This is a genomic window from Nocardia sp. NPDC050406 (assembly GCF_044459025.1).
Taxonomy (GTDB): Bacteria; Actinomycetota; Actinomycetes; order Mycobacteriales; family Mycobacteriaceae; genus Nocardia.
Window position 1 is genome coordinate 482613 of record NZ_JBITIM010000004.1, and the last position, 19603, is coordinate 502215.

Here is a 19603-nt window from a genome sequence, read left to right on the forward strand (position 1 = left end):
TCTTTCATTTTCGGGTGACCCGTTGCACAGGGTTTGCTGTCGGCCAGGGAATCGTCGTACGTCGGTGTCTCCCATTATGGTGTGCGGTGAACTCGCCATGCGCGGGTGACTATTTTTCCCAGCAACGGGAGGGTGGTTCGTGACCAGCGGATCCAGCACCGGTCGCCATACACGGGCGCAGCATGCCAATCCGGAGCCCCCACCGGGGCCACGGTTCACGAACTCACCGGCGGCGCGCCGCGCGGGAATCGCCGCGGGTGTGCTGTTGGCGGCCGCCGGTATCGCCTACGCGGTGGACTGGAGCATGTCCTCGGGCACCGTGCCGCGCGGCGTCGAGGTGGCGGGCATCGCCATCGGCGGTATGGACCGCACCGCCGCGCAGGACAAGCTCGAGGCCGAGCTGAACCGCCGCGCCGCGCAGCCGGTGACCGTGCGGGTGGGCGATCAGAACGCCAGCTTCGTGCCGAACGCCGCCGGACTGGGGGTGGACTGGTACGCCACCTGGGACCGCATCGGCGATCAGCCGCTCAATCCCCTCACCCGGCTGTGGTCGCTGTTCGCGGACCGGCCGGTGACCCCGGTGGCCGCCGTCGACGAGACGGCCCTGGATCAGCAGTTGCAGGCCCTGCGCGCCTACGACCGCCAACCCGTAGAGGGCACCGTGCGTTTCGACGAGGCCAGACCCGTGCCGGTGTATCCGGTACCCGGTCGGGTGCTGGACGCGCCGGGAGCCCGCACGGTTCTGCTCGAACACTGGGCCGACGGCACGGTACTGGACCTGCCGGTGGTGGCGACGCCCGCCACCGTGACCCAGCAGGGTGTGGACACCGCGGTGCGGACCATCGCCCAGCCCGCGGTGCAGACGCCGGTGACCTTCACCGGCAAGGGGGGCAATGGAACTCTCGAGCCCGCGCAGATCGCGACCGTGCTGAGGTTCAGCCCCGACGGCAGCGGCGGGCTCACGCTCGGCATCGACAACGCGGCCGCGATCGCCGCGCTCGCACCGCAATTGGCGACCACCGAGGTGGAGCCCAAGGACGCCACCTTCACGCCGGGCGGCGGTCGGATGACCCTGGTGCCCGCCGTGGTCGGCGACAAGATCTCCTGGGAGAAGACGCTCGCGGAGCTGCCGAACCTGTTGCGCGCCACCGGCGCTCGCAGCGTCGCGGTGGTCTACGAGCCCGTCGCGCCCAAGCTCACCACCGAGGATGCCGGAAAGCTCGGCGTCACCGAGGTGGTCGGCTCCTTCACCACCAGCGGATTCAGCGGGCCGTCCGGGGTGAATATCCGCACCGTCGCCAAGAAGGTGGACGGGGCGATCGTGCGGCCCGGAGATACGTTCTCGCTCAACGATTTCACCGGCCCGCGCACCGCGGAGCAGGGCTACGTCGAATCCGGCATCATCGACAAGGGGCGGCCGAGTACGGCGGTCGGCGGCGGTATCAGCCAGTTCGCCACCACGCTCTACAACGCCTCGTACTTCGCGGGCATGGAAGACGCCGGGCACACCGAGCACAGCTACTACATCTCGCGCTATCCGGCCGCGCGCGAGGCCACGGTCTTCGACGGCGCGATCGACCTGAAGTTCCGCAACAACACCCAGCACGGCGTCTACATCGAGACCATCGCCGACGATTCGACCATCACGGTGCGGCTGTGGAGCACCAAAACCGTTGACGTGGAGTCCATCGCGGGCCCGCGCACCAAGGAAACCGAGCCCGAGACCATCACCCTACCCAAGGGCAAGGAGTGCATCGCCACCGAGGGCGCTCCCGGTTTCACCACCTCCGACACCCGCGTCATCCGTGATTACAAGACGGGCAAGGAGATCTCCCGCCACACCCGCACCGTCAAGTACGACCCCATCCCGGTCGTCAAGTGCGAGTGAGGATTTCCCCAGCCGCTCTCGGTTGGTTATCCACAGACGGTGGATAACTTGTTGGGGGGCTGTGGATCACCGGTGTGAGTAGTAACCGGACAGCCCCCGAATGGTCATGTGCCGTTGGACCACCGGTCCGCCACAACGCGAAAAAGCACCCCCGCACATAGCACTGCGGCCCGGGATCGCCGGGCCGCAGTGTGTGTCTTCCGGTATGGAAGCGTCAGGCTCAGAACGCCGCTTCGTCCAGCTCCATGATGTCGTTGTCGAGGTTCGACAGGATGGTGCGGGTGGCGGTCAGCTCGGGCAGCACGTTGCGGGCGAAGAACTGCGCGGTGGCGATCTTGCCGTGGTAGAACGCCTCGTCCGAGCCGTTGTCCAGGGCCTTGATCGCGACCTCGGCCTGCTGCAGCAGCAGCCAGCCGATGAGCAGGTCACCGACCGCCATCAGGAAGCGCACCGAACCCAGGCCGACCTTGTAGAGCTCCTTCGGATCCTGCTGGGCGCCCATCAGGTGCCCGGTCAGGGTCGCGGCCATGCCCTGAACGTCCTCCAGCGCGGTGGCGAGCAGCTTGCGCTCGGCCTTGAGGCGACCGTTGCCGCCCTCACGCTCGATGAACTTCTGCACCTGACCGGCCACGTGGGCCAGCGCCACACCGCGGTCGCGGGCGATCTTGCGGAAGAAGAAGTCCTGCGCCTGGATGGCGGTGGTGCCCTCGTACAGCGAGTCGATCTTGGCGTCGCGGATGTACTGCTCGATCGGGTAGTCCTGCAGGAAGCCGGAGCCACCGAAGGTCTGCAGCGAATCGGTCAGGTACTGGTAGGCGCGCTCGGAGCCGACACCCTTGACGATGGGCAGCAGCAGGTCGTTGACGCGGAAGGCCAGATCCTTGTCCGCACCCGAAACCAGCTGGGCGACATCCTCGTTCTGGTGCGCGGCGGTGTACAGGTACACGGCGCGCAGGCCCTCGGCGTAGGCCTTCTGCATGGCCAGCGAACGACGCACGTCGGGGTGGTGGGTGATGGTGACGCGCGGCGCGGTCTTGTCGGTCATCTGGGTCAGGTCGGCGCCCTGCACACGAGTCTTGGCGTACTCGAGGGCATTCAGGTAACCGGTCGACAGGGTGGCGATGGCCTTGGTGCCCACCATCATTCGAGCGTTCTCGATGACGTCGAACATCTGCGCGATGCCGTTGTGCACCTCGCCGACCAGCCAGCCCTTGGCGGGCACGCCGTGGCCGCCGAAGGTGACCTCACAGGTGGCCGAGACCTTGATGCCCATCTTGTGCTCGACGTTGGTCACGAAGACGCCGTTGCGCTCGCCGAGGGTCTGGGTCTCGAAGTCGAAGTGGTACTTCGGCACGTAGAACAGCGACAGACCCTTGGTGCCGGGGCCAGCGCCCTCGGGGCGGGCCAGCACCAGGTGCATGATGTTCTCGAACAGGTCGTCGGAGTCACCCGAGGTGATGAAGCGCTTGACGCCCTCGATGTGCCAGGAGCCGTCCTCCTGCTTGACGGCCTTGGTGCGGCCCGCGCCGACATCCGAACCCGCGTCGGGCTCGGTCAGCACCATGGTGGCGCCCCAGTTGCGGTCGGCGATGATCTGAGCCCACTTCTTCTGCTCATCGGTGCCGTTGTTGTAGAAGACCTGCGCGAAGCCAGCGCCCGCGGCGTACATCTGCGCGGGCGGGTTCGAGCCCAGGATCATCTCGCCCAGCGCCCAGCCGACGACGCTCGGGGCGCCGAGGCCACCCAGCTCCTCGCGCACGGGCACCTTGGACCAGCCGCCCTCTTCGAGCGCGCGGTAGGACTTCTTGAACGACTCGGGGAGAGTGACGGTGTGGGTCTCCGGGTCGAAGGTCGGCGGGTTGCGGTCACCGTCGACGAAGGAGTCGGCCAGCGGGCCCTCGGCGAGGCGCTTGACCTCCTTCAGCATCTCCTTGACGGTGTCGGCGTCCAGATCGCCGTAAGCGCCGCTGTCCAGCAGACTGCCCAGGCCGAGCACCTCGAAGAGGTTGAACTCGAGGTCGCGCACATTGCTCTTGTAGTGACCCATGGTCGTACTCACTCTCCATTGAGATGGGTGCGGTTCGGTGTGTGCCGTTCCCGCCCGTCAGGTCCTCCGGCTAGACAGCGTAAAGGCAGGCTACTAGCGGGTAACTTAAGCGCCATGTTACCCACGGGTAGGGCCGCCGCCAAGATGATCTGGACGCAATGTGACCAGAAGCACGCGGGTTGCTGTGACCGGGGAGACCCCTTGTCGCCGTGGGAATCCCATTACCCCAGCTAGGGCGGGATTTGGTGGTTGCGGCGGCGGAATCGCGCACAGCGGCGGGCGGCGCGCGGTGAGGGCGTCGCGCCGTCGCGCGGCCCGTAACCGACTGGCGAACAGACCCGCGATATGGCAGGGCCGGGCGCGCCCCTGGTGTGGCGTGCGCGGGCGGCGCGGCGGTGCTGGATACCGTGCATGTCATGCGCATCGACACGACGGCCGGACCGGCCGAGCTGGAGATCTCCCAGCCGTCGGGGGATCCGAAGTTCCTGCTGGTGCTGACGCACGGTTCGGGTGGCGGCACGGATGCGAAAGACCTTCTCGCCGTGCGTGATCGGGCGCTCGCGCTGGGCGGCGCGGTCGCTTTGGTGACGCAGCCGTACCGGGTGGCGGGACGCCGCGCGCCCGGCAACGCCGTCACCCAGGATGCCGCCTGGGTCGAGGTGATCGCCGCGCTGCGGCGGCAGTTCGGCGAGATCCCGTTGGTTCAGGGCGGGCGCAGCAACGGTGCCCGGGTGGCCTGCCGCACCGCCAAGGAGGTCGGGGCGCGCGGTGTGGTGGCGCTGTCGTTTCCGCTGCACCCGCCGGGCAAGCCGGAGAAGTCGCGGCGCGACGAATTGCGCGCGCCCGGACGCATCAAGGTGGTCGTGATCAACGGTGCGCGCGATCCCTTCGGCATTCCGGATGCCGCCGACGCCGCCGAGGTGCGGGTGATCGCCGGGCAGGCGCACTCCTACCGCTCCGGTTTCGACGAGATCGCCGATACCGTCGCGCCCTGGCTGAAGCGGTGGAGCACGGTCCGCAAACGCTGACGCCGCAGGCCGAGCGGGTATTTTCGGGGGCAGCGATGAATTCCGGTGCCGCCCATCGTCCAACGAAGGTGCGCACCGCGCTGGCGGGGCGCGTCGAACGGTACGAAAGGAACAGCATGGAGACCATCACCACCCCCTCCGGAGTCACGCTCGCGTTCGATCGGTTTGTGGGCGGTGCCGCCGGAACGGTCATCCTCATCGGCGGGGCCTTCGGTTACCGCAAGTTCCCGAAAATGGTCGAACTGGCCGAGAAGCTGGCCGACGAGTACAAGCTCACCGTGATCAACTACGACCGTCGCGGGCGCGGTGACAGCACCGATTCGCCGGGCGTCTACGACGTCGAGAACGAGATCGAGGATATCGCCGCCCTGGTGGCGGCCGCCGGTGGCTCGGCCGCGCTGTTCGGGTGGTCGTCGGGTGCGGGACTCGCGTTGCGCGCCGCCAACTCCGGCCGGATTCCGGGTATCACCGGGGTGGTCGCCTTCGAGCCGCCGTTCGTGGTGAATCGCCAAGAGTTCGTTCCCGCAAAGGATTTGGAGGTGAAGCTGCACCAGCTCGTCGCCTCCGGGAATCGCGGCAAGACGGTGAGCTTCTACATGACCAAGGCCATGGGTGTGCCGAGGGCCTTCGTCGCCGTCATGCGACTGACGCCGTTCTGGAAGGAACTGAAGGCCACCGCGAACTCGACGCCGCACGACTGGGCCGTCATGAAGGATTTCATGCGCGGCGAGTCGCTGCGCCCGGCGGATTGGGCGGGTGTCACGGTGCCGACGCTGGTGTTGGCGGGTGGTAGCAGCGGGCGATTGCTGCGCAATGGCGCGCGGGCCATCGCGGAGGTGCTGCCCACCGCCAAGCATGTGGAGGTCGCGAAGCTCAGCCACAACCCCAAGATCGACCTGCTGGCCCCGCCCGCGGGTGAATTCCTGGTCGGGCTCGCGCGGAAGGCGGATCAGTAGGAAGGCGGATCAGTAGGTCGGCGTTCGCGGCTGGCTCGTTCGCGCTCCTAGACTCGGGGCATGGATGCGACCGCCTGGGACGAGCTGTACGCCCGCACTGAATTGGTGTGGGGCGCACCGCCGAACAGCACGGTGGTGGAGCAGGTCTTCGGGTTGGAGCGGCGGTTTCCGGGCGGGGAGGGGAAGCCGGAGTTGCCGAGGGTGCTCGACCTCGGGTGCGGGGAGGGGGCCAACGCCATGTGGCTGGCCACGCACGGCTGGCAGGTAGACGCGGTCGACTTCGCTCAGGTGGCGATCGACAAGGGGCGGACGGTGGCGTCGCGGCTGTCACGGTCGGTGCGGAATCGGATTCGGTGGTTCTGCGCGGATGTCACCGATCTCGACGCCGCCGGATTGACCGGGCCGTACGAACTCGTGCTCATGGCCTTCGTGCAGCTGCCCGCGCGGCAGCGGCGGAAACTACTACTGCGCGCCGCGGACATGCTGACCGAGGAAGGGGTCCTGCTCGTGCTCGGCCACGACCCCCGCAATCTCACCGAAGGCTATGGGGGTGAACAGGATCCGGGCCTCCTGTTCACCCCGGAGGACATCGTGGCGGACCTGGCAGCCGCCGGGGACGCCGTTCGCGTACGGACGGCCGAGCACGTTCGGCGACCCACCGAGGACCGCGACGCCATCGACGCCTTGGTAGTCGCCACCCGACCCGCACCCGAACCAGAGGAACCGGCCGAGCTGGAGCAATGACCGTCGACACCGGGGGTTGATGTGCAGGGGGTCAAGGGCTCCGCCCCTGACCCCCTCGAGAGTTCTAGAGCGTGGTCTTCATGAGGATCACGTTGTACTGGCTGTGCACCGTGGTCAGGAAGTAGAGATCCCGCCCGGTCTGATACGGGAAGATCGACGGCGCGTAGGCCGTCGGCAGCTCGCGCGTGTCGATCAGCACCTCGGGCCCGCTCCACGGCCCCTCCGGACTGGGAGCCCGGTACATGACCACCGAATTCCACGGATCCGTGGTGAGCATGATGTATTGCCCGAGGTAGTCGTTCCACATCACCGACATCTCGGACACGCCGCCGCCGATGATCGGCGTCGCCGCGTTCACATCACCGCGCACCCACTTGTCCCCGGCCCAGTACTCGTACGCACCCAGATCACCGATGGCCGGTTCCGGCACGCGCGCCAGGAACGCCGGGTTGTTGCGCCCGGACGCCGTCCCGTACTCGTAGACGAAGCCGTCGTTCTTGAGGAAGGCGTTCATCTGGAAGTTCCCGTTGCCGCCCTCGTCGGGCCTGCGGGTGCCGGGCAACTCCACCCAGTTCTCCCCGTTGTCGCCGGAGACGGCGAGCCCGGAGAAGTTGGTGGTCCACTCGCCGGGCTCGTCCCAGCTGTGCACCGACATCAAACTCATGTACTGCGCGCCCGCCGCCGAGATGCCCGCCGTCGGAATGCGGCTGATCTCGATGAACGGGATCTTGGGGCTGGGAATGAGATCGCGCGCCTGGCCGAACCAGTCGCGCACCACGCTGTCGAAGTAGATGCCGCGCGAAGGATCCTGGGTGTGCGAGCGCACCAGAATATTGGACCGCCACGCCCAGGTGCTGCCCACCAGCAGATTCGGGAAGCCCACCCCGGCGGTGTCGCCGAAGGCCGTGAGCATTTCCCCGTGCCCGTTGTCCCACATGATGCCCAGGTCGGTGCCGAGCACGTTGTAGCTCTGCGTGTTGTTGGGGCTGGCCATACCGGTCACCTGGAAGACGGCCTTGGTGCGGCCGGGCAGATTGGGTAGGCCATTGGTGCCGTTGAGCACCGGAATCGGATTGATGGCGTTGGGGTTGGCGGCGGCGGGTGAGGTGACGGCGAGGAGTACCGCCGTGGAGCCCGCGACCGCCGACAACAGCAGAGAGGCTCTGGTTTTCTTCGTCAACGCGGTGAATCCTCCGGTTCTCGCCGAACACATGCGGTGCCACACGGTAGCGGTGACCGGCCACACTGTCATTCGGCTCGCTGGCAAAGTGTGCCGATGCTAACAGCGGAACCAGGGGTGGTGGGCGCGCAAACCAACTTGTTTGCTGTGAATTGACTTACTTGTTGTCTTTCCTATCACGGCCCAGGGCCTGTCGCAGGATGAGCGGCAACTGCGTCGCGCGCTCGATTCCGAAGGTGCGGCGCAGGCCCGCCTCCCAGGAGCGATCGAACAGCTTCTTGGCGCTGGCCACGGCATGCGGGGAGCGCGCCGCGATGCGGTCCACCAGCTTCTCGGCCTCGGCGCGCGGATCGGCGCACACCTCGGTGACCAGACCGATGCGCTGCGCGTAGCTGGCGTCCACCGGGTCGGCGGTCATGGTGAGCAGCAGCGCCTGATCGATGCCGACGAGCCGCGAGAGCGTGGCCGCGCCCGACATATCCGGGATGAGGCCGTGCTTGGCCTCCATCACCGCGAATTCGGAATCCGGTGTGACGAAACGGAAGTCGGCGGCCAGCGCGAGTTGCAGCGCACCCCCGTAGCAACGTCCGTGCACCACCGCGATCACCGGCTGCGGCAAACGCCGCCAGGCCCAGCAGGCCTCCTGGAAGGTATTGGTGCCGCGCCACGGCAGCGGCAGGAAATTGCCCGCGATGGCGAGCGGGTTGCTCATGGCCTTGGCGATATCCAGGCCGCTGGAGAAGCTCGGGCCGTTGCCGGAGAGGATGACGGCGCGAATATCGTCGCGGCCCTTGATCTCTCCGGCCACCCGCACCAGCTCGTTGAGCATCTCGATGGTGAGGCCGTTGTGCTTGTCGGGGCGGTCCAGCGTGACGTAGGCGCGATTGCCCTCGACGGTCAGCGTGACATTGTTGCTCATCGGCGTCTTTCCTGTTCCAGCTGGTCGAGCAGCAGCCGTGCGCAGCCTTCCGGATCGTCGTAGAAGGGCGTGTGGCCGCTGCCGCGCAGCGTCTCGTGTCGCGCCCCGGGAAGGAAGTCGCGGGCGCGGCGGCTCTGCGTGGCGTAGGTCAGCAGAATGTCACGATTGCCCCAGGCGATGGTGACCGGGAGGTCGGCCAGCGGCTTGGGGTCGGGCAGCCGCACCTGGGTGAACGAGGCGAGGGCGCGGTCGAATCCGGCCGCGCCGAGCAGACCCTCGGTGGTGTCGACGGCCACTTGCGCGCTGACGGCCCAGGGCTTTCCGAGAACCAGGCCCATGAATGCGCTGCGGCCCACCACATTTCCGAGGAGCGGGCGGACGACCGGGTGCAGCAGGGTCGCGAGATTCTTCGCCCGCGCCAGCGCCTGCTGACACCAGACGCGCCCCGGCGTATTCCAGAAAGCGATGGGGGAGTAGGCCGTAACGCTGCGCGCGAGCCCCCGCGCCGCCAGTTCGAGGACGATGTACCCGCCCATCGAATTCCCCGCCAGATGCGGACGCTCGATCCCCTGCTCGGTGAGGAACTCGGCCAGGGCGTCCACGAGATTCGCGACGGTGTTCTCCGGCAGCGGTGCGCTCCCCCCGAATCCGGGCAGGTCGACGGCGATCACGTCGAACGACTGCGACAGCCGCTCGATGACCGGCTCCCACACCTGCCACCGGCTCCCCACGCCGTGCACCAGAACCAGCGGTTCCCCCTGCCCCACCCGATAGTGGTTCAACATCATCGCCGCCACTCCTAAGAAACCGATCCACCCTGCCCCGACCCTAACCCCCAGAACCCAACCCCAATTGAGCTTTTCGGCCGACCCGAACCGGGTACGCGAGAAACCAACCCACGTTGGGGTTTCAGGGGCGAAGCCGCTGAGAGCCCCCGAGAGTTGGGCAACTCACGGTAGGATAAAAGGTATGGCAACTCGTAAGGTGACGCTGTCGCTCGACGCGGCAGCCTGGTCATATGCCGAACAAGCCGCCGCCCGCGCCGGAATGTCTCCCTCCGCCTGGATTTCCCGGGCGGCCCGTCGGGAAGCGGTGCGTATGGGATGCGGTCCGGTCCCGGAACCGGTAGAACTCGCTACGGCGGACGAGGCGGAGCTAGCCGCCGCGGAGGAGGCAATGCGTGCGCAAGGGTGAAGTCTGGGTCTACAACCCGCACGGCTCCTTCCGACGACGCAACATCATTCTCATCAGCAGCGACGGCATCAACGAGTCGCCGCGCCCCTGGCTGATCGCCGCGGAGATCCTCGAATCGGATCCGCAGGACATTCTCGCCGTCTCCATTCCCGGCCACGGCTGGATCCACGCCGGAAACCTCGGCCGCATCTACCGCCACTGGTTGGCGGAGCGAATCGACGTGGTGGACACCGACATCGCCGAGCGAATCGACACGGCCCTGCGCGCCGCCATGGATCTGTGAGAAAGTTCCTCCGGCATCCCACCCGTGAGATTCGAGGTACCCGTGAGGATTTCCCTGTTCGCCGCCGCCCTGCTCGCGCTGCCGCTGCTGGCCGCCTGCGGCAGCAGCGAAGACAGCAAACCCCCCGTCACCGAGGCCGACCTCGCCAAGTCGCTGCAAACCACCCTGCAAGACCCCGCCGTAGCCGACTGCGCCGCCAAAATCTATGTAGCCGAAGGCATCTCCCAAGACGGCCTGCGCGTCATGATCGACAAGGAAGTAACCACCAACCAGGCCCTCGACCCCGAACAATCCGGCATGTCCAAGGAAGACCAGGACAAAGCCGTCACCGCCACCAACCGCATCGTCACCGAATGCCTGAAGTAGCGATCTGACGGCGGCCGTTCCTGTGCGCGTGGACGCCCCCGGGTGAGCGGGGGCATCGACGCTGTCGGTTACAGGGGCGTTTGTAGGGCCGACACCGAGCAACTCTAGGTGAGCTAACTGTTGGCCACCGGTGACATTCGTCGTCGGCCGGGTGACATTTCGTGCCTGTCGGCGGTGCGGTCAGAGGATGGTCAGGGCGACGGTGACCGGGTCGCCGGGGGTGAGGTCTTCGGCGAGGCGGACCGGTTTCTTCACGGGGAGGATGTAGGTGCCGCGCTTCTTGTCGGGGAACAGGGAAGTGGACCAACGGGTGGTGCCTACCGTTACCTCTACTCGGACGGAGCCGAAGCCACCGGCTGTGGCGGCGTAGCGCTCCTCTATTTCGTCGGCGATGGGTTCGGGGAGGCTGACGAAATGCCAGGATGCGGTTCCCTCGTACTCCCAGAGTTCGGCGGAGAAGCGGTAGTGCGGCGTTGGCATGTGGGGACCGTATCGGGTGGGTCCGACACGGGGTGAGACCGCGTTATTCGCAGGCGATTCCGTCGTTGTCGCGGTCCAGGGGCGGTCGGTAGCCGGGGTCGCCGCGGTGGAGGGGGGCGGCTCCGGCGGCGCGGGCGGCGGTGCAGTTGGCGTAGTAGACCGAGGATTGCGCGGGGGCCGCGATCGGTGCGGTCGTGGGCGGGGTGAGGGTGGTGGCCGTCGGGGCGGACGCGGTGGTGACGGGGTCCGCGGTCGGCGGTGTGAGGGTGGTCGCCAGGCCGCGTGGTTGCGGCGGTTCCACGTCGCAGGCTTGGAAGGACAAGGCCAGGACGCCGAAAGCGGCGGCGGCGATCAAGGCCGCGTTTCTGGAAATGTGCGGATGTCGTGAAGCGTTCATTGTTCCTCGTGCGCGCCGCCCGAATGGCAGCAAGAAGTAGGGGTCGGTAAGACCCAAAATGGAGACCGGATAGTCGATTTGGTAATTGCGAAGCGAAAAAGCGGACCAATGCCGAATGGATCGGCGGGCGGTAGCCGGGTGTTACCGGACGTAGGGTGGGGCGGGTGAGTCGCGATCCGTACTGGAATCACAACACCCACTACCACCGCTGGGTACTCGATCAGATCCCGGCCGGAGCGCGCACCGCGCTCGATATCGGTTGCGGTGACGGCCTGCTGGCCCGCAAGCTCGCCACGCGCGTGCCCGACGTCCTCGGGGTCGACAAGGATGCCGCGATCCTGGCGCAGGCCGCCCCGGCCGCGAACCTGCGCTACGACCAGGCCGACTTCCGTGACCTCACAGGCACTTTCGATCTCGTGACCGCCGTGGCGAGCCTGCACCACGTCCCAATCGACGACGGACTGAAGGCCCTCCAACGGCTCGTCGCCCCCGGCGGCACGCTGGCCGTGGTCGGCCTGTGGAAAATGAGCGTCCGCACCGAATACGTGTACCTCCCCCTGCTGCCCATCATCCGCACCATGGACCTGCTGCACGGCAAGGGCGGCCCGGGCGCACCGATGCGCGACCCCGACGAAGACCTGAGCCAGATCAGAGCGGCGGCCGCCGCGATCGTCCCGGGCGCGACAATCCGCCGCAGATTGCTCTGGAGATACACCCTGGAATGGAAGAAGCCCGACTAGCGGGCGGGAGAGAAGAGAGCCGGTGACGGGAATCGAACCCGCACTCTCAGCTTGGGAAGCTGATGTTCTACCACTAAACTACACCGGCTGATCGTGCATACCAGGTATGTACGAGCGATCGAGACTCTATCAGAAGCGGTCCTGATGGACGCAAGTTCGCAGCGTGTTCGTGGGGGCGCGCGGGGGAGATCGCGGCAGGTTTCGCTGAACCCGGGGTGATCGTCTACGGGCGGTCGTAGACTGTGCGCTGGGTCGAAAACCCGTCCACCACAGGAACTTTGGGATGCGCTGAACGTTTGCTAGCGCACGTGGCGCGCTTCCTCGAGGAGGACGCATGACCGCGACGCCCGCACGCGAAGTGCCGCAGCTGGAGCCAGCGCGGCCGTATCCGCGCCGCATGGGGCCCAAGGGCTCCTACCTCTGGAAGATGATCACGACCACCGATCCCAAGGTGCTCGGGATCATGTATCTGTTCACCGCCATGTCGTTCTTCCTGATCGCGGGCGTCATGGCGCTGTTGATGCGGGCCGAGCTGGCGCGGCCGGGGATGCAGTTCCTGTCGCCGGAACAGTACAACCAGCTGTTCACCATGCACGGCACCATCATGTTGCTGTTCTATGCGACTCCCATTGTTTTCGGATTTGCCAATGCTGTGCTGCCACTCCAGATCGGGGCGCCCGATGTGGCGTTCCCGCGCCTGAACGCGCTCAGCTACTGGCTGTATCTGTTCGGTGCCACCATGGCCACCGCCGGATTCATCACCCCGGGCGGCGCGGCCGACTTCGGCTGGACGGCCTACACCTCGCTCAGCGCCGCCACGCACTCGCCCGGTGTCGGCGCGGACCTGTGGATCATGGGCCTGGCGGTCTCCGGTCTGGGCACCATTCTCGGCGGCGTCAATATGATCACCACGGTCATCTGCCTGCGCTGCCCGGGTATGACCCTGTTCCGCATGCCCCTGTTCACCTGGAACATCCTGGTGACGAGTGTCCTTGTGCTGCTTGCCTTCCCGATTCTCACCGCGGCGCTCATGGCCTTGGCGGTGGACCGACACCTGGGCGGGCACATCTACGACCCGTCCAATGGCGGCGTCCTGCTCTGGCAGCACCTGTTCTGGTTCTTCGGCCATCCCGAGGTGTACATCGTCGCGCTGCCGTTCTTCGGCATCGTGACCGAGATCTTCCCGGTGTTCAGCCGCAAGCCGCTGTTCGGCTATTCGACGCTGGTGTACGCCACGTTGTCGATCGGCGCGCTGTCGGTGGCGGTGTGGGCGCACCACATGTACGCCACCGGAGCCGTGCTGCTGCCGTTCTTCTCGATCATGACCTTCCTCATCGCCGTACCCACCGGCGTGAAGTTCTTCAACTGGGTCGGCACCATGTGGCGCGGCCAGCTGACCTTCGAGACACCCATGCTGTGGTCGGTCGGCTTCCTGGTGACGTTCCTGTTCGGCGGCCTGTCCGGCATCATCCTGGCCAGCCCGCCGCTCGACTTCCACGTCACCGACTCGTATTTCGTGGTGGCGCACTTCCACTACGTGCTGTTCGGCACCATCGTGTTCGCGACCTTCGCGGGCATCTACTTCTGGTTCCCCAAGATGACCGGCCGCCTGCTCGACGAGCGGATCGGCAAGATCCACTTCTGGAGCACCTTCCTGGGCTTCCACGCCACCTTCCTGGTGCAGCACTGGCTGGGCAACGAGGGCATGCCGCGCCGGTATGTGGACTACCTGCCCAGTGACGGGTTCACGACGTTGAACACCATCTCGACGGTGGGCTCGTTCCTGCTCGGGGCGTCGATGATCACCTTCGTGTGGAATGTCTTCAAGAGCTACCGCTACGGCGAAGTGGTGACCGTGGACGATCCGTGGGGCTACGGCAATTCGCTCGAGTGGGCGACCACCTGCCCGCCGCCGCGACACAATTTCTTCGACCTGCCGCGCATCCGCTCCGAACGCCCGGCCTTCGAACTGCACTATCCACACATGGTGCCGCGCATGCGGGCCGAGGCCCACGTCTCCTTCGGTCGCCGACAGCCCCGCGTCGTGCACCAGGAGGCGACCGCCACCGCGCCGAGCCTCACCAAGCGCGCCGACGATCCGGACCCACCCGCCACCGAGCACTGAGGCGGCTTTCGCGCCCCCGACCCAACCCGGCGAAACTCGGAGGTGAGCGGCAACTACGCTCTTGCGCGTGCTGCTTTCCGATCGCGACATCCGCAAGGAGATCGCCGCTGGGCGTCTCGGGCTCGACCCGTTCGACGACAAACTCGTCCAGCCGTCGAGTATCGACGTGCGGCTGGACAGTCTGTTCCGGGTGTTCAACAACACCCGCTACACCCATATCGATCCCGCCCAGCGCCAGGACGAGCTGACCTCCCTGGTCGAGCCCACCGCCGGGGAGCCCTTCGTGCTGCACCCGGGCGAATTCGTGCTCGGCTCCACCCTCGAGGTGTGCAGCCTCCCCGACGATCTGGCCGGACGCCTCGAGGGCAAATCCAGCCTCGGCCGCCTCGGCCTGCTCACCCACTCCACGGCGGGCTTCATCGATCCGGGCTTCAACGGGCACATCACCCTGGAGCTCTCGAACGTGGCCAACCTGCCCATCACCCTCTGGCCCGGCATGAAGATCGGCCAGCTGTGCCTGTTCCGCCTCACCAGCCCGGCGGAGAACCCGTACGGCACGGCGGCCGCGGGCTCGAAGTACCAGGGCCAGCGCGGCCCAACCCCGTCGCGCGCCTACCTGAACTTCCAGAGCGCGATCGACTAGCTGGTCCGGGCGGAAACCCCTGGCCGCCGGAAGTATTCGCGGGTGGCTCGCGGAATCCACAGCAGCGCCAGCACGCACAGCGACAGCGTCCAGCCCGCGATCAGCATGGCGTGCACCCCCGCCTCCGGCCAGATGGCCCACACCACGAAGCGGCCCGCGAACTGGCAGCCGAGCAGCACCGTGATGACGATGCGCGCCCACTCGCGCCCGCGCCAGACCTGAAGCGCCAGCACGGCATACAGCGGCGCGCCGATCAGGTGGTAGACGGTGCCGACATTCCACCCGACGGGCGGGATGAGCAGCACGACGATGTGATTGACGGCGTGGACGGCGATGCCTGCGGCGGCCAATCGCACCGTCAGCGGGATGTCGGACACGATTCCACCTTCCGGCCCCGGAGGACGGGTGCTTTTCGCGTGGATGAATCGGCTTGTGCCGCAGGTGTTTCGCCCTACTGGCACCGCCTACGACGGTAGTCGGCCGCGACCGCGCCCGCATGCCCGCGATGTCGGGGGCCGTCAGCAGTCCTCGGCGAAGGCGCGCACGTAGCCCGCGGTCTGATAGGCGTACTGGTAGATCCAGCGCGGCGGGCCGATGTGCGGGCGCGCGTCGACCACGAGAATCTCGCCGTCCCAACACTTTCCGAGAATGTAGCGGGCACGGGAGACGTGTGGGGTGAAGGTCACCACGATCACCCGCCGCCACCCCTGCGACCGCGCGCGCTCGGCCAGGTACCGGCCCTCACCCCGGGTGGTGCGCGGATCGGGGTCGAAGCATTCCACCGCGAAGCTGTAGCCGCCGTGGCAGATGCGGTTCACCAGCGGGCTGTGCTCGTACGGATCGGAGAAGATCACCCTCGGCGCGAAGCCCTCGCGCGCCAGGCGCAGGCCGAGCTCCTCGCGGCCGTCGTGCGCCCCGCCGAGGACCAGAATGGCATCCGCGGGCCGGGGCGAATCGAGCCGAGGGCGGACATAGACCGGCCACAGCGCGGCGACGAAGACCGCTGCGGCGCACAGCAGCACGACGGCTGCTCGAGTACGGCGGCTCCACGGCATTCGCCGATGCTAACGACGGCCCGTGGCGCGGCCGGGCATCCGCGCCCGCGGGACTGTCGCGAATACGCCGAATTCGCTGCCCGCAGCCGGTGTACGTGGGACTCGGCAGCCCGTAGGGTGACACCGACAGGTACAGTGACCCCACCGCAAGTGTGAAGCGACGCTGACCATCCGCAGGCGGCGGTACCCGCTCGCACGTCGTGGAGTGTGAAACGAGATGGGCTGCAGATGAGTTCGGTACTGGGAGTGTCGGTGGGGGCGGGCGCGGTTCGCGTCGCACGGCCCGCTGCCGAGCATTCCGCCGGACCCGAAGCGCCCGACGCCTTCGACGTGCAGGCCATCCCCGTCGGCGACAAGAGGGTCGAGGTGCTGGTCGCCGATGCGGTGAGCGCGGTGCTGGCCGCCGACCCGCAGACCATGGCCACCGCCATCGCCTTCCGCGACGAACAACACGCCCGCGCCATTCGCGCCGAGCTGGCCCGCCGCCAGGTCATCAATTACGAACTCATTCCCGATGTCGTCGCCGCGCTGGAATTGCTCGAATACACCGGCGATATCCAGGGTTTCGGCACCGTCGCCGTCTACGACCTGGGCGCGTCCGGTTTGTCCATCACGGTGGTCGATACCGCCAGCCGCCAGATCCACCACACCGAACGCACCAGCGATATCAGCGGCGACTATCTGGATTCGCTCATTCGCGAACAGCAGATCGCCTCGGGCCGGATCGCGCACCCGCCGGACGCGGCCGGACTCGCCGCCATGGACGAGCTGTGCCGCCAGGCCAAGGAGCAGCTGTCCACCAGCACCGCGGTGGCGCTGCCCTCGCCCGAAGGGCTGGTGCTGCTGTCGCAGGAGAATTTCGAGGCGCTGATCATGCTGGCGGTGGAGTCGTCGGCGCGCATGGCGCGCGATGTCATCCAGCGCTCGGAGCAGCCGGTGCAGGCCGTCGCCGTGATCGGCGGCTGTGCCCGGATTCCCTTGGTGGCGAAGGTCTTGCGCCGCTGGCTGGGCGTTCCGGTGGTGGTGGCGGAGGACCCCGATACCGTCACGGTGCGCGGCGCGACCATGCTGGCGCGGCCCATGCCCTACCACCAGCCGGTGGCGCAGCCGCCGCGCTTCGACGACGGCGCTACCCGACAGTTCCAGCGGCACGAGCCGCAGCCCGCACCGGCGCAGCCCGCACCGGCGCGGCGCGGCGGCCGGGTCGGCAAGGTCGGCAAGGTCGGCGGTGATGTGGCCGACCGGTTCCGTCGTCGCCGCGAGGTCAGTGTCGCCGGGGTGGCGGTGGGCGCGCTCGTGGTCGTCGCCGCCATCGGCATCACGCTGGGCTGGCGTCCGCCTGCGCTGGAACACGATTCGCAGAGTCGCGATGCCAGCACCACCGTCGAGACCACCGCGGCCCGCCCGAGCACCACGACCTCCACGCCGCCCACCACCGAGGCGACCAACGAGTCGGTGGCCGCGCCGCCGCCGCGCTGGGCGCCCGCCACCACCACCGAAGCGCCGCCGCCGCCCGGCGCGAACACCATCACGGTCATTCCGGGGCTGCCCCCGATCGTGGTGCCGACGATCCCGCCGCTGTTCCCGGCCCCATGACAGGAAACGCGCCCTTCGGAAATCCGAAGGGCGCGTTGTCGTCTCAGTCCCGCGCGTGCCGAGCCCGGCGCGGCGGATCCTCGTCGTCCCCGTCGTCACGGCGAGGCTGCGGCGTCGGCCAGGAGACCGACGCCTGCTCCCCGGTCTGCGGCCACAACTTCAGCTGCGGATCGGTGGGGTAGTCGTCGCCCGGTACCGAATCATCCTGTGGCGCAACGGCTGGCTGGTCGTCGCCGAGCAGTGAATAGGTCCGCCGAACGGCGGGTTGCTCGCCGCTCTGTCCGGCAGCGCCGCGCCGCGCTGCGGGTTGCTCACCGCTCAGCCCGGAGTCGCCGCGCCGTGTCGCGGATTGCTCGCCGGAGGCCCGCTGCTGCTCCCCGGCCTGTCCGGCCGACCGCTGCACGGCCGAATCCTGTTCCCCGAGAGCCCCGGTGCGCCGCAGCGCGGCCTCCTTGTTCGCGCTGCGCACCGGCCGCTTGCGGGCGGGCGGCGTCGCCGCTGCGGCGCGGAACGGCCGTGCCAGCAGCACCGCGATACCCGTGGTCAACGGCACCGACAGCGCCAGACAGATACCGCCCACCGCCGAGCGCGTGATCTCGATGGCCACCGCGTCCCCGGTCAGCACGTCGCGGATCGACCGTCCCGCCACGCTGAACAGCAGCAGCAGGGGCAGCGCGCCACCGGCGTAGGCGAGCACCAGGGTGTAGACGGTACTGGCGATGTGGTCGCGGCCGACGCGCATGGCGGCGGCGAAAATCTCACGGCGCGAGGACTTCTCGTCCAGCGCCGCCAATTCGAAGGCGGCCGACGCCTGGGTGATGGTCACGTCGTTGAGTACGCCGAGGGAGCCGATGATGAAGCCCGCCAACAACAATCCGGTAATGCTGACGTGCTGGATGTAGGTGGCGACATTGGTGTTCTGCTCTTCCGACAATCCGGTCAGATGGGTCAGTTCGATGACCACCCAGGACAGCGCCGCCGCCACCAGCATGGAGGTGAGCGTGCCCAGCAGCGCCGAACTGGTGCGCAGATTCACCCCGTGCGCCAGGTACAGCACCGCGTAGAGAATCAGCGAGCCCGAGACCAGCGCCACCGGAATGGCCGGTTTGCCGTCCAGCAGCGCGGGCAGCAGGAACACCACCAGCACGCCGAAGGCGAAGCCGAGCCCGAGGATGGCCCGCAGCCCGCGCCACCGCGCCACCACCACGATCACGATGACGAAGACGGCGAAGATCAGCGCCAGCGGCAGCCCGCGCGCGTAGTCCTCGAACGAGTACATCGGCGAGCCACTGGGATCGGACTGCCGCACGATGCGGATCTCGTCCCCGGCGCGCAGATCGGGCTGCCCCGGTCCGGGCGCGATCTCGAACAGGGTCTTGTTGCCCGCGTGCGGCCCGGAGTCGATGCTGATGATGCTGCGTTGGCACTCATAGGCATTCGTGCGCGGCGGCGCGGGACTGTCCGGAAACACCCGCCCCAACGACGGACTCCCACAGGGCCCCACATCCTGCATCACGACGGTCCCGGCCTCGGTCGTCACCGCCCCACCCGCCGCACTCTGCATGGGCAGCGGAATATCGACCGACTGACTACTCGGCCACAGCCACAACACCCCCGCGAGCGTGGCAACCCCGATCACGGTCAGCAATCCGATCACCACCCGAGCAGCCGTAGCGCCAATGGCGATAGGCCCGGAATGGTCGTGATGATGATGGTGGTGGTCGCTCACCCGGGCGAGCCTAACGAAAACGATTCCGCCTTGCGTCCCGCGCCCACACAACGCCGACCACCGATCACAAAGGTGACGACTGATTTCGCGACGTTCGGGGTAACTCACCGGGTACGCCCAGAATGGTTTCGGCTCTCAACCGGCGGCACGCGTTCACGACGGTCGACGGCTCCAAGCCGTGCGCTGAATTTTCGGGGAGGCGGGAGAGGGCGGCGGAGAGCAGGGGGATGTCT

General features: G+C 67.6%; 19 protein-coding genes, 1 tRNA gene and 1 pseudogene. 11 read left to right on the forward strand and 10 right to left on the reverse strand.

Annotation, left to right across the window (positions count from 1 at the left end):
• The first annotated feature begins 139 nt into the window (after window positions 1-139).
• Window positions 140-1888 (forward strand): VanW family protein, encoded by a 1749-nt coding sequence (locus ACIBH2_RS30925; RefSeq protein ID WP_397123889.1) that lies wholly within the window; start codon window positions 140-142, stop codon window positions 1886-1888.
• A gap of 220 nt (window positions 1889-2108) precedes the next feature.
• Here the strand turns inward: ACIBH2_RS30925 and ACIBH2_RS30930 are convergent, their stop codons facing one another.
• The gene (locus ACIBH2_RS30930) at window positions 2109-3935 is read right to left on the reverse strand and encodes an acyl-CoA dehydrogenase (RefSeq protein WP_397124301.1); all 1827 of its coding nucleotides are present in this window, start codon (window positions 3933-3935) and stop codon (window positions 2109-2111) included.
• A 416-nt stretch (window positions 3936-4351) separates the two neighbouring features.
• Here ACIBH2_RS30930 and ACIBH2_RS30935 point away from each other — a divergent pair, with 416 nt between their 5' ends.
• The 3 genes from ACIBH2_RS30935 (at window position 4352) to ACIBH2_RS30945 (ending at window position 6663) form a co-directional block, all read left to right on the forward strand.
• Window positions 4352-4963: an alpha/beta family hydrolase gene (locus ACIBH2_RS30935; protein ID WP_397123891.1), complete on the forward strand. Its 612-nt coding sequence runs from the start codon at window positions 4352-4354 to the stop codon at window positions 4961-4963.
• Between the two features lie 116 nt (window positions 4964-5079).
• Entirely contained in the window at window positions 5080-5919 is an 840-nt protein-coding gene (locus tag ACIBH2_RS30940) for an alpha/beta fold hydrolase (protein WP_397123893.1), read from the forward strand.
• Window positions 5920-5979: 60 nt separating this feature from the next.
• Complete coding sequence (locus ACIBH2_RS30945) at window positions 5980-6663, forward strand: class I SAM-dependent methyltransferase (protein WP_397123895.1); 684 nt, start codon at window positions 5980-5982, stop codon at window positions 6661-6663.
• Between the two features lie 64 nt (window positions 6664-6727).
• Here the strand turns inward: ACIBH2_RS30945 and ACIBH2_RS30950 are convergent, their stop codons facing one another.
• The 3 genes from ACIBH2_RS30950 to ACIBH2_RS30960 all read right to left on the reverse strand — a co-directional run bounded on the left by ACIBH2_RS30950 (window position 6728) and on the right by ACIBH2_RS30960 (window position 9550).
• Window positions 6728-7876 carry a DUF4185 domain-containing protein gene (locus tag ACIBH2_RS30950; protein ID WP_397123897.1) on the reverse strand — a complete coding sequence of 383 codons (1149 nt, stop codon included), beginning with the start codon at window positions 7874-7876 and terminating at the stop codon, window positions 6728-6730.
• Window positions 7877-8000: 124 nt separating this feature from the next.
• Window positions 8001-8762 (reverse strand): crotonase/enoyl-CoA hydratase family protein, encoded by a 762-nt coding sequence (locus ACIBH2_RS30955; RefSeq protein ID WP_397123899.1) that lies wholly within the window; start codon window positions 8760-8762, stop codon window positions 8001-8003.
• Window positions 8759-9550 carry an alpha/beta fold hydrolase gene (locus tag ACIBH2_RS30960; RefSeq protein ID WP_397123901.1) on the reverse strand — a complete coding sequence of 264 codons (792 nt, stop codon included), beginning with the start codon at window positions 9548-9550 and terminating at the stop codon, window positions 8759-8761. The genes ACIBH2_RS30955 and ACIBH2_RS30960 overlap by 4 nt, the downstream gene beginning before the upstream one ends.
• 181 nt (window positions 9551-9731) lie before the next feature.
• On the opposite strand from ACIBH2_RS30960, the gene ACIBH2_RS30965 reads away from it, so the two are divergent.
• From ACIBH2_RS30965 to ACIBH2_RS30975, 3 genes are read left to right on the forward strand one after another with little or no spacing between them, the layout of a single operon-like run.
• Window positions 9732-9956 carry a hypothetical protein gene (locus ACIBH2_RS30965; protein WP_397123903.1) on the forward strand — a complete coding sequence of 75 codons (225 nt, stop codon included), beginning with the start codon at window positions 9732-9734 and terminating at the stop codon, window positions 9954-9956.
• A complete protein-coding gene (locus ACIBH2_RS30970; protein WP_397123905.1) occupies window positions 9943-10239 on the forward strand; it encodes a hypothetical protein in 297 nt (98 codons plus the stop codon). Before ACIBH2_RS30965 ends, ACIBH2_RS30970 begins: the two co-directional genes overlap by 14 nt.
• 42 nt (window positions 10240-10281) lie before the next feature.
• Window positions 10282-10605 (forward strand): hypothetical protein, encoded by a 324-nt coding sequence (locus ACIBH2_RS30975; RefSeq protein ID WP_397123907.1) that lies wholly within the window; start codon window positions 10282-10284, stop codon window positions 10603-10605.
• A gap of 180 nt (window positions 10606-10785) precedes the next feature.
• Here the strand turns inward: ACIBH2_RS30975 and ACIBH2_RS30980 are convergent, their stop codons facing one another.
• Both ACIBH2_RS30980 and ACIBH2_RS30985 read right to left on the reverse strand, forming a co-directional pair.
• Window positions 10786-11085: a DUF1905 domain-containing protein gene (locus ACIBH2_RS30980; protein ID WP_397123909.1), complete on the reverse strand. Its 300-nt coding sequence runs from the start codon at window positions 11083-11085 to the stop codon at window positions 10786-10788.
• A gap of 43 nt (window positions 11086-11128) precedes the next feature.
• Entirely contained in the window at window positions 11129-11482 is a 354-nt protein-coding gene (locus ACIBH2_RS30985) for an excalibur calcium-binding domain-containing protein (RefSeq protein ID WP_397123911.1), read from the reverse strand.
• A 164-nt stretch (window positions 11483-11646) separates the two neighbouring features.
• On the opposite strand from ACIBH2_RS30985, the gene ACIBH2_RS30990 reads away from it, so the two are divergent.
• A complete protein-coding gene (locus ACIBH2_RS30990; protein ID WP_397123913.1) occupies window positions 11647-12222 on the forward strand; it encodes a class I SAM-dependent methyltransferase in 576 nt (191 codons plus the stop codon).
• A 17-nt stretch (window positions 12223-12239) separates the two neighbouring features.
• Here ACIBH2_RS30990 and ACIBH2_RS30995 read toward each other — a convergent pair.
• Window positions 12240-12310 (reverse strand) — tRNA-Gly (locus ACIBH2_RS30995).
• A gap of 246 nt (window positions 12311-12556) precedes the next feature.
• Here ACIBH2_RS30995 and ctaD point away from each other — a divergent pair.
• Window positions 12557-14347: a cytochrome c oxidase subunit I gene (ctaD, locus tag ACIBH2_RS31000; protein ID WP_397123915.1), complete on the forward strand. Its 1791-nt coding sequence runs from the start codon at window positions 12557-12559 to the stop codon at window positions 14345-14347.
• Between the two features lie 67 nt (window positions 14348-14414).
• The gene (dcd, locus tag ACIBH2_RS31005; RefSeq protein WP_397123917.1) at window positions 14415-14990 is read left to right on the forward strand and encodes a dCTP deaminase; all 576 of its coding nucleotides are present in this window, start codon (window positions 14415-14417) and stop codon (window positions 14988-14990) included.
• On the opposite strand, the gene ACIBH2_RS31010 is transcribed toward dcd, so the two are convergent.
• Together ACIBH2_RS31010 and ACIBH2_RS31015 are read right to left on the reverse strand one after the other, a co-directional pair.
• On the reverse strand, window positions 14987-15367 hold the full coding sequence (locus tag ACIBH2_RS31010) for a hypothetical protein (RefSeq protein ID WP_397123919.1): 381 nt from the start codon (window positions 15365-15367) through the stop codon (window positions 14987-14989). The two genes, dcd and ACIBH2_RS31010, sit on opposite strands and share 4 nt — an antisense overlap.
• 141 nt (window positions 15368-15508) lie before the next feature.
• Window positions 15509-16045, reverse strand: a complete 537-nt coding sequence (locus ACIBH2_RS31015; RefSeq protein ID WP_397123921.1) for a YdcF family protein — start codon at window positions 16043-16045, stop codon at window positions 15509-15511.
• A 228-nt stretch (window positions 16046-16273) separates the two neighbouring features.
• Here ACIBH2_RS31015 and ACIBH2_RS31020 point away from each other — a divergent pair, with 228 nt between their 5' ends.
• Window positions 16274-17641, forward strand: coding sequence for an Hsp70 family protein (locus ACIBH2_RS31020; RefSeq protein WP_397123923.1), 1368 nt, complete (start codon window positions 16274-16276; stop codon window positions 17639-17641).
• Window positions 17642-18101: 460 nt separating this feature from the next.
• Here ACIBH2_RS31020 and ACIBH2_RS31025 read toward each other — a convergent pair.
• A pseudogene (locus ACIBH2_RS31025) lies at window positions 18102-19370 on the reverse strand (YibE/F family protein); the annotation flags it as partial.
• Window positions 19371-19603: the final 233 nt, after the last annotated feature.

Bases quoted from the DNA above. Each gene is read 5' to 3' on its own strand.
- ACIBH2_RS30930 (WP_397124301.1), bottom strand. From the start codon at position 3,935: ATGGGTCACTACAAGAGCAATGTGCGCGACCTCGAGTTCAACCTCTTC.
- ACIBH2_RS30935 (WP_397123891.1), top strand. From the start codon at position 4,352: ATGCGCATCGACACGACGGCCGGACCGGCCGAGCTGGAGATCTCCCAG.
- ACIBH2_RS30940 (WP_397123893.1), top strand. From the start codon at position 5,080: ATGGAGACCATCACCACCCCCTCCGGAGTCACGCTCGCGTTCGATCGG.
- ACIBH2_RS30945 (WP_397123895.1), top strand. From the start codon at position 5,980: ATGGATGCGACCGCCTGGGACGAGCTGTACGCCCGCACTGAATTGGTG.
- ACIBH2_RS30950 (WP_397123897.1), bottom strand. From the start codon at position 7,876: ATGTGTTCGGCGAGAACCGGAGGATTCACCGCGTTGACGAAGAAAACC.
- ACIBH2_RS30955 (WP_397123899.1), bottom strand. From the start codon at position 8,762: ATGAGCAACAATGTCACGCTGACCGTCGAGGGCAATCGCGCCTACGTC.
- ACIBH2_RS30960 (WP_397123901.1), bottom strand. From the start codon at position 9,550: ATGATGTTGAACCACTATCGGGTGGGGCAGGGGGAACCGCTGGTTCTG.
- ACIBH2_RS30965 (WP_397123903.1), top strand. From the start codon at position 9,732: ATGGCAACTCGTAAGGTGACGCTGTCGCTCGACGCGGCAGCCTGGTCA.
- ACIBH2_RS30980 (WP_397123909.1), bottom strand. From the start codon at position 11,085: ATGCCAACGCCGCACTACCGCTTCTCCGCCGAACTCTGGGAGTACGAG.
- ACIBH2_RS30985 (WP_397123911.1), bottom strand. From the start codon at position 11,482: ATGAACGCTTCACGACATCCGCACATTTCCAGAAACGCGGCCTTGATC.
- ctaD (WP_397123915.1), top strand. From the start codon at position 12,557: ATGACCGCGACGCCCGCACGCGAAGTGCCGCAGCTGGAGCCAGCGCGG.
- ACIBH2_RS31015 (WP_397123921.1), bottom strand. From the start codon at position 16,045: ATGCCGTGGAGCCGCCGTACTCGAGCAGCCGTCGTGCTGCTGTGCGCC.
- ACIBH2_RS31020 (WP_397123923.1), top strand. From the start codon at position 16,274: ATGAGTTCGGTACTGGGAGTGTCGGTGGGGGCGGGCGCGGTTCGCGTC.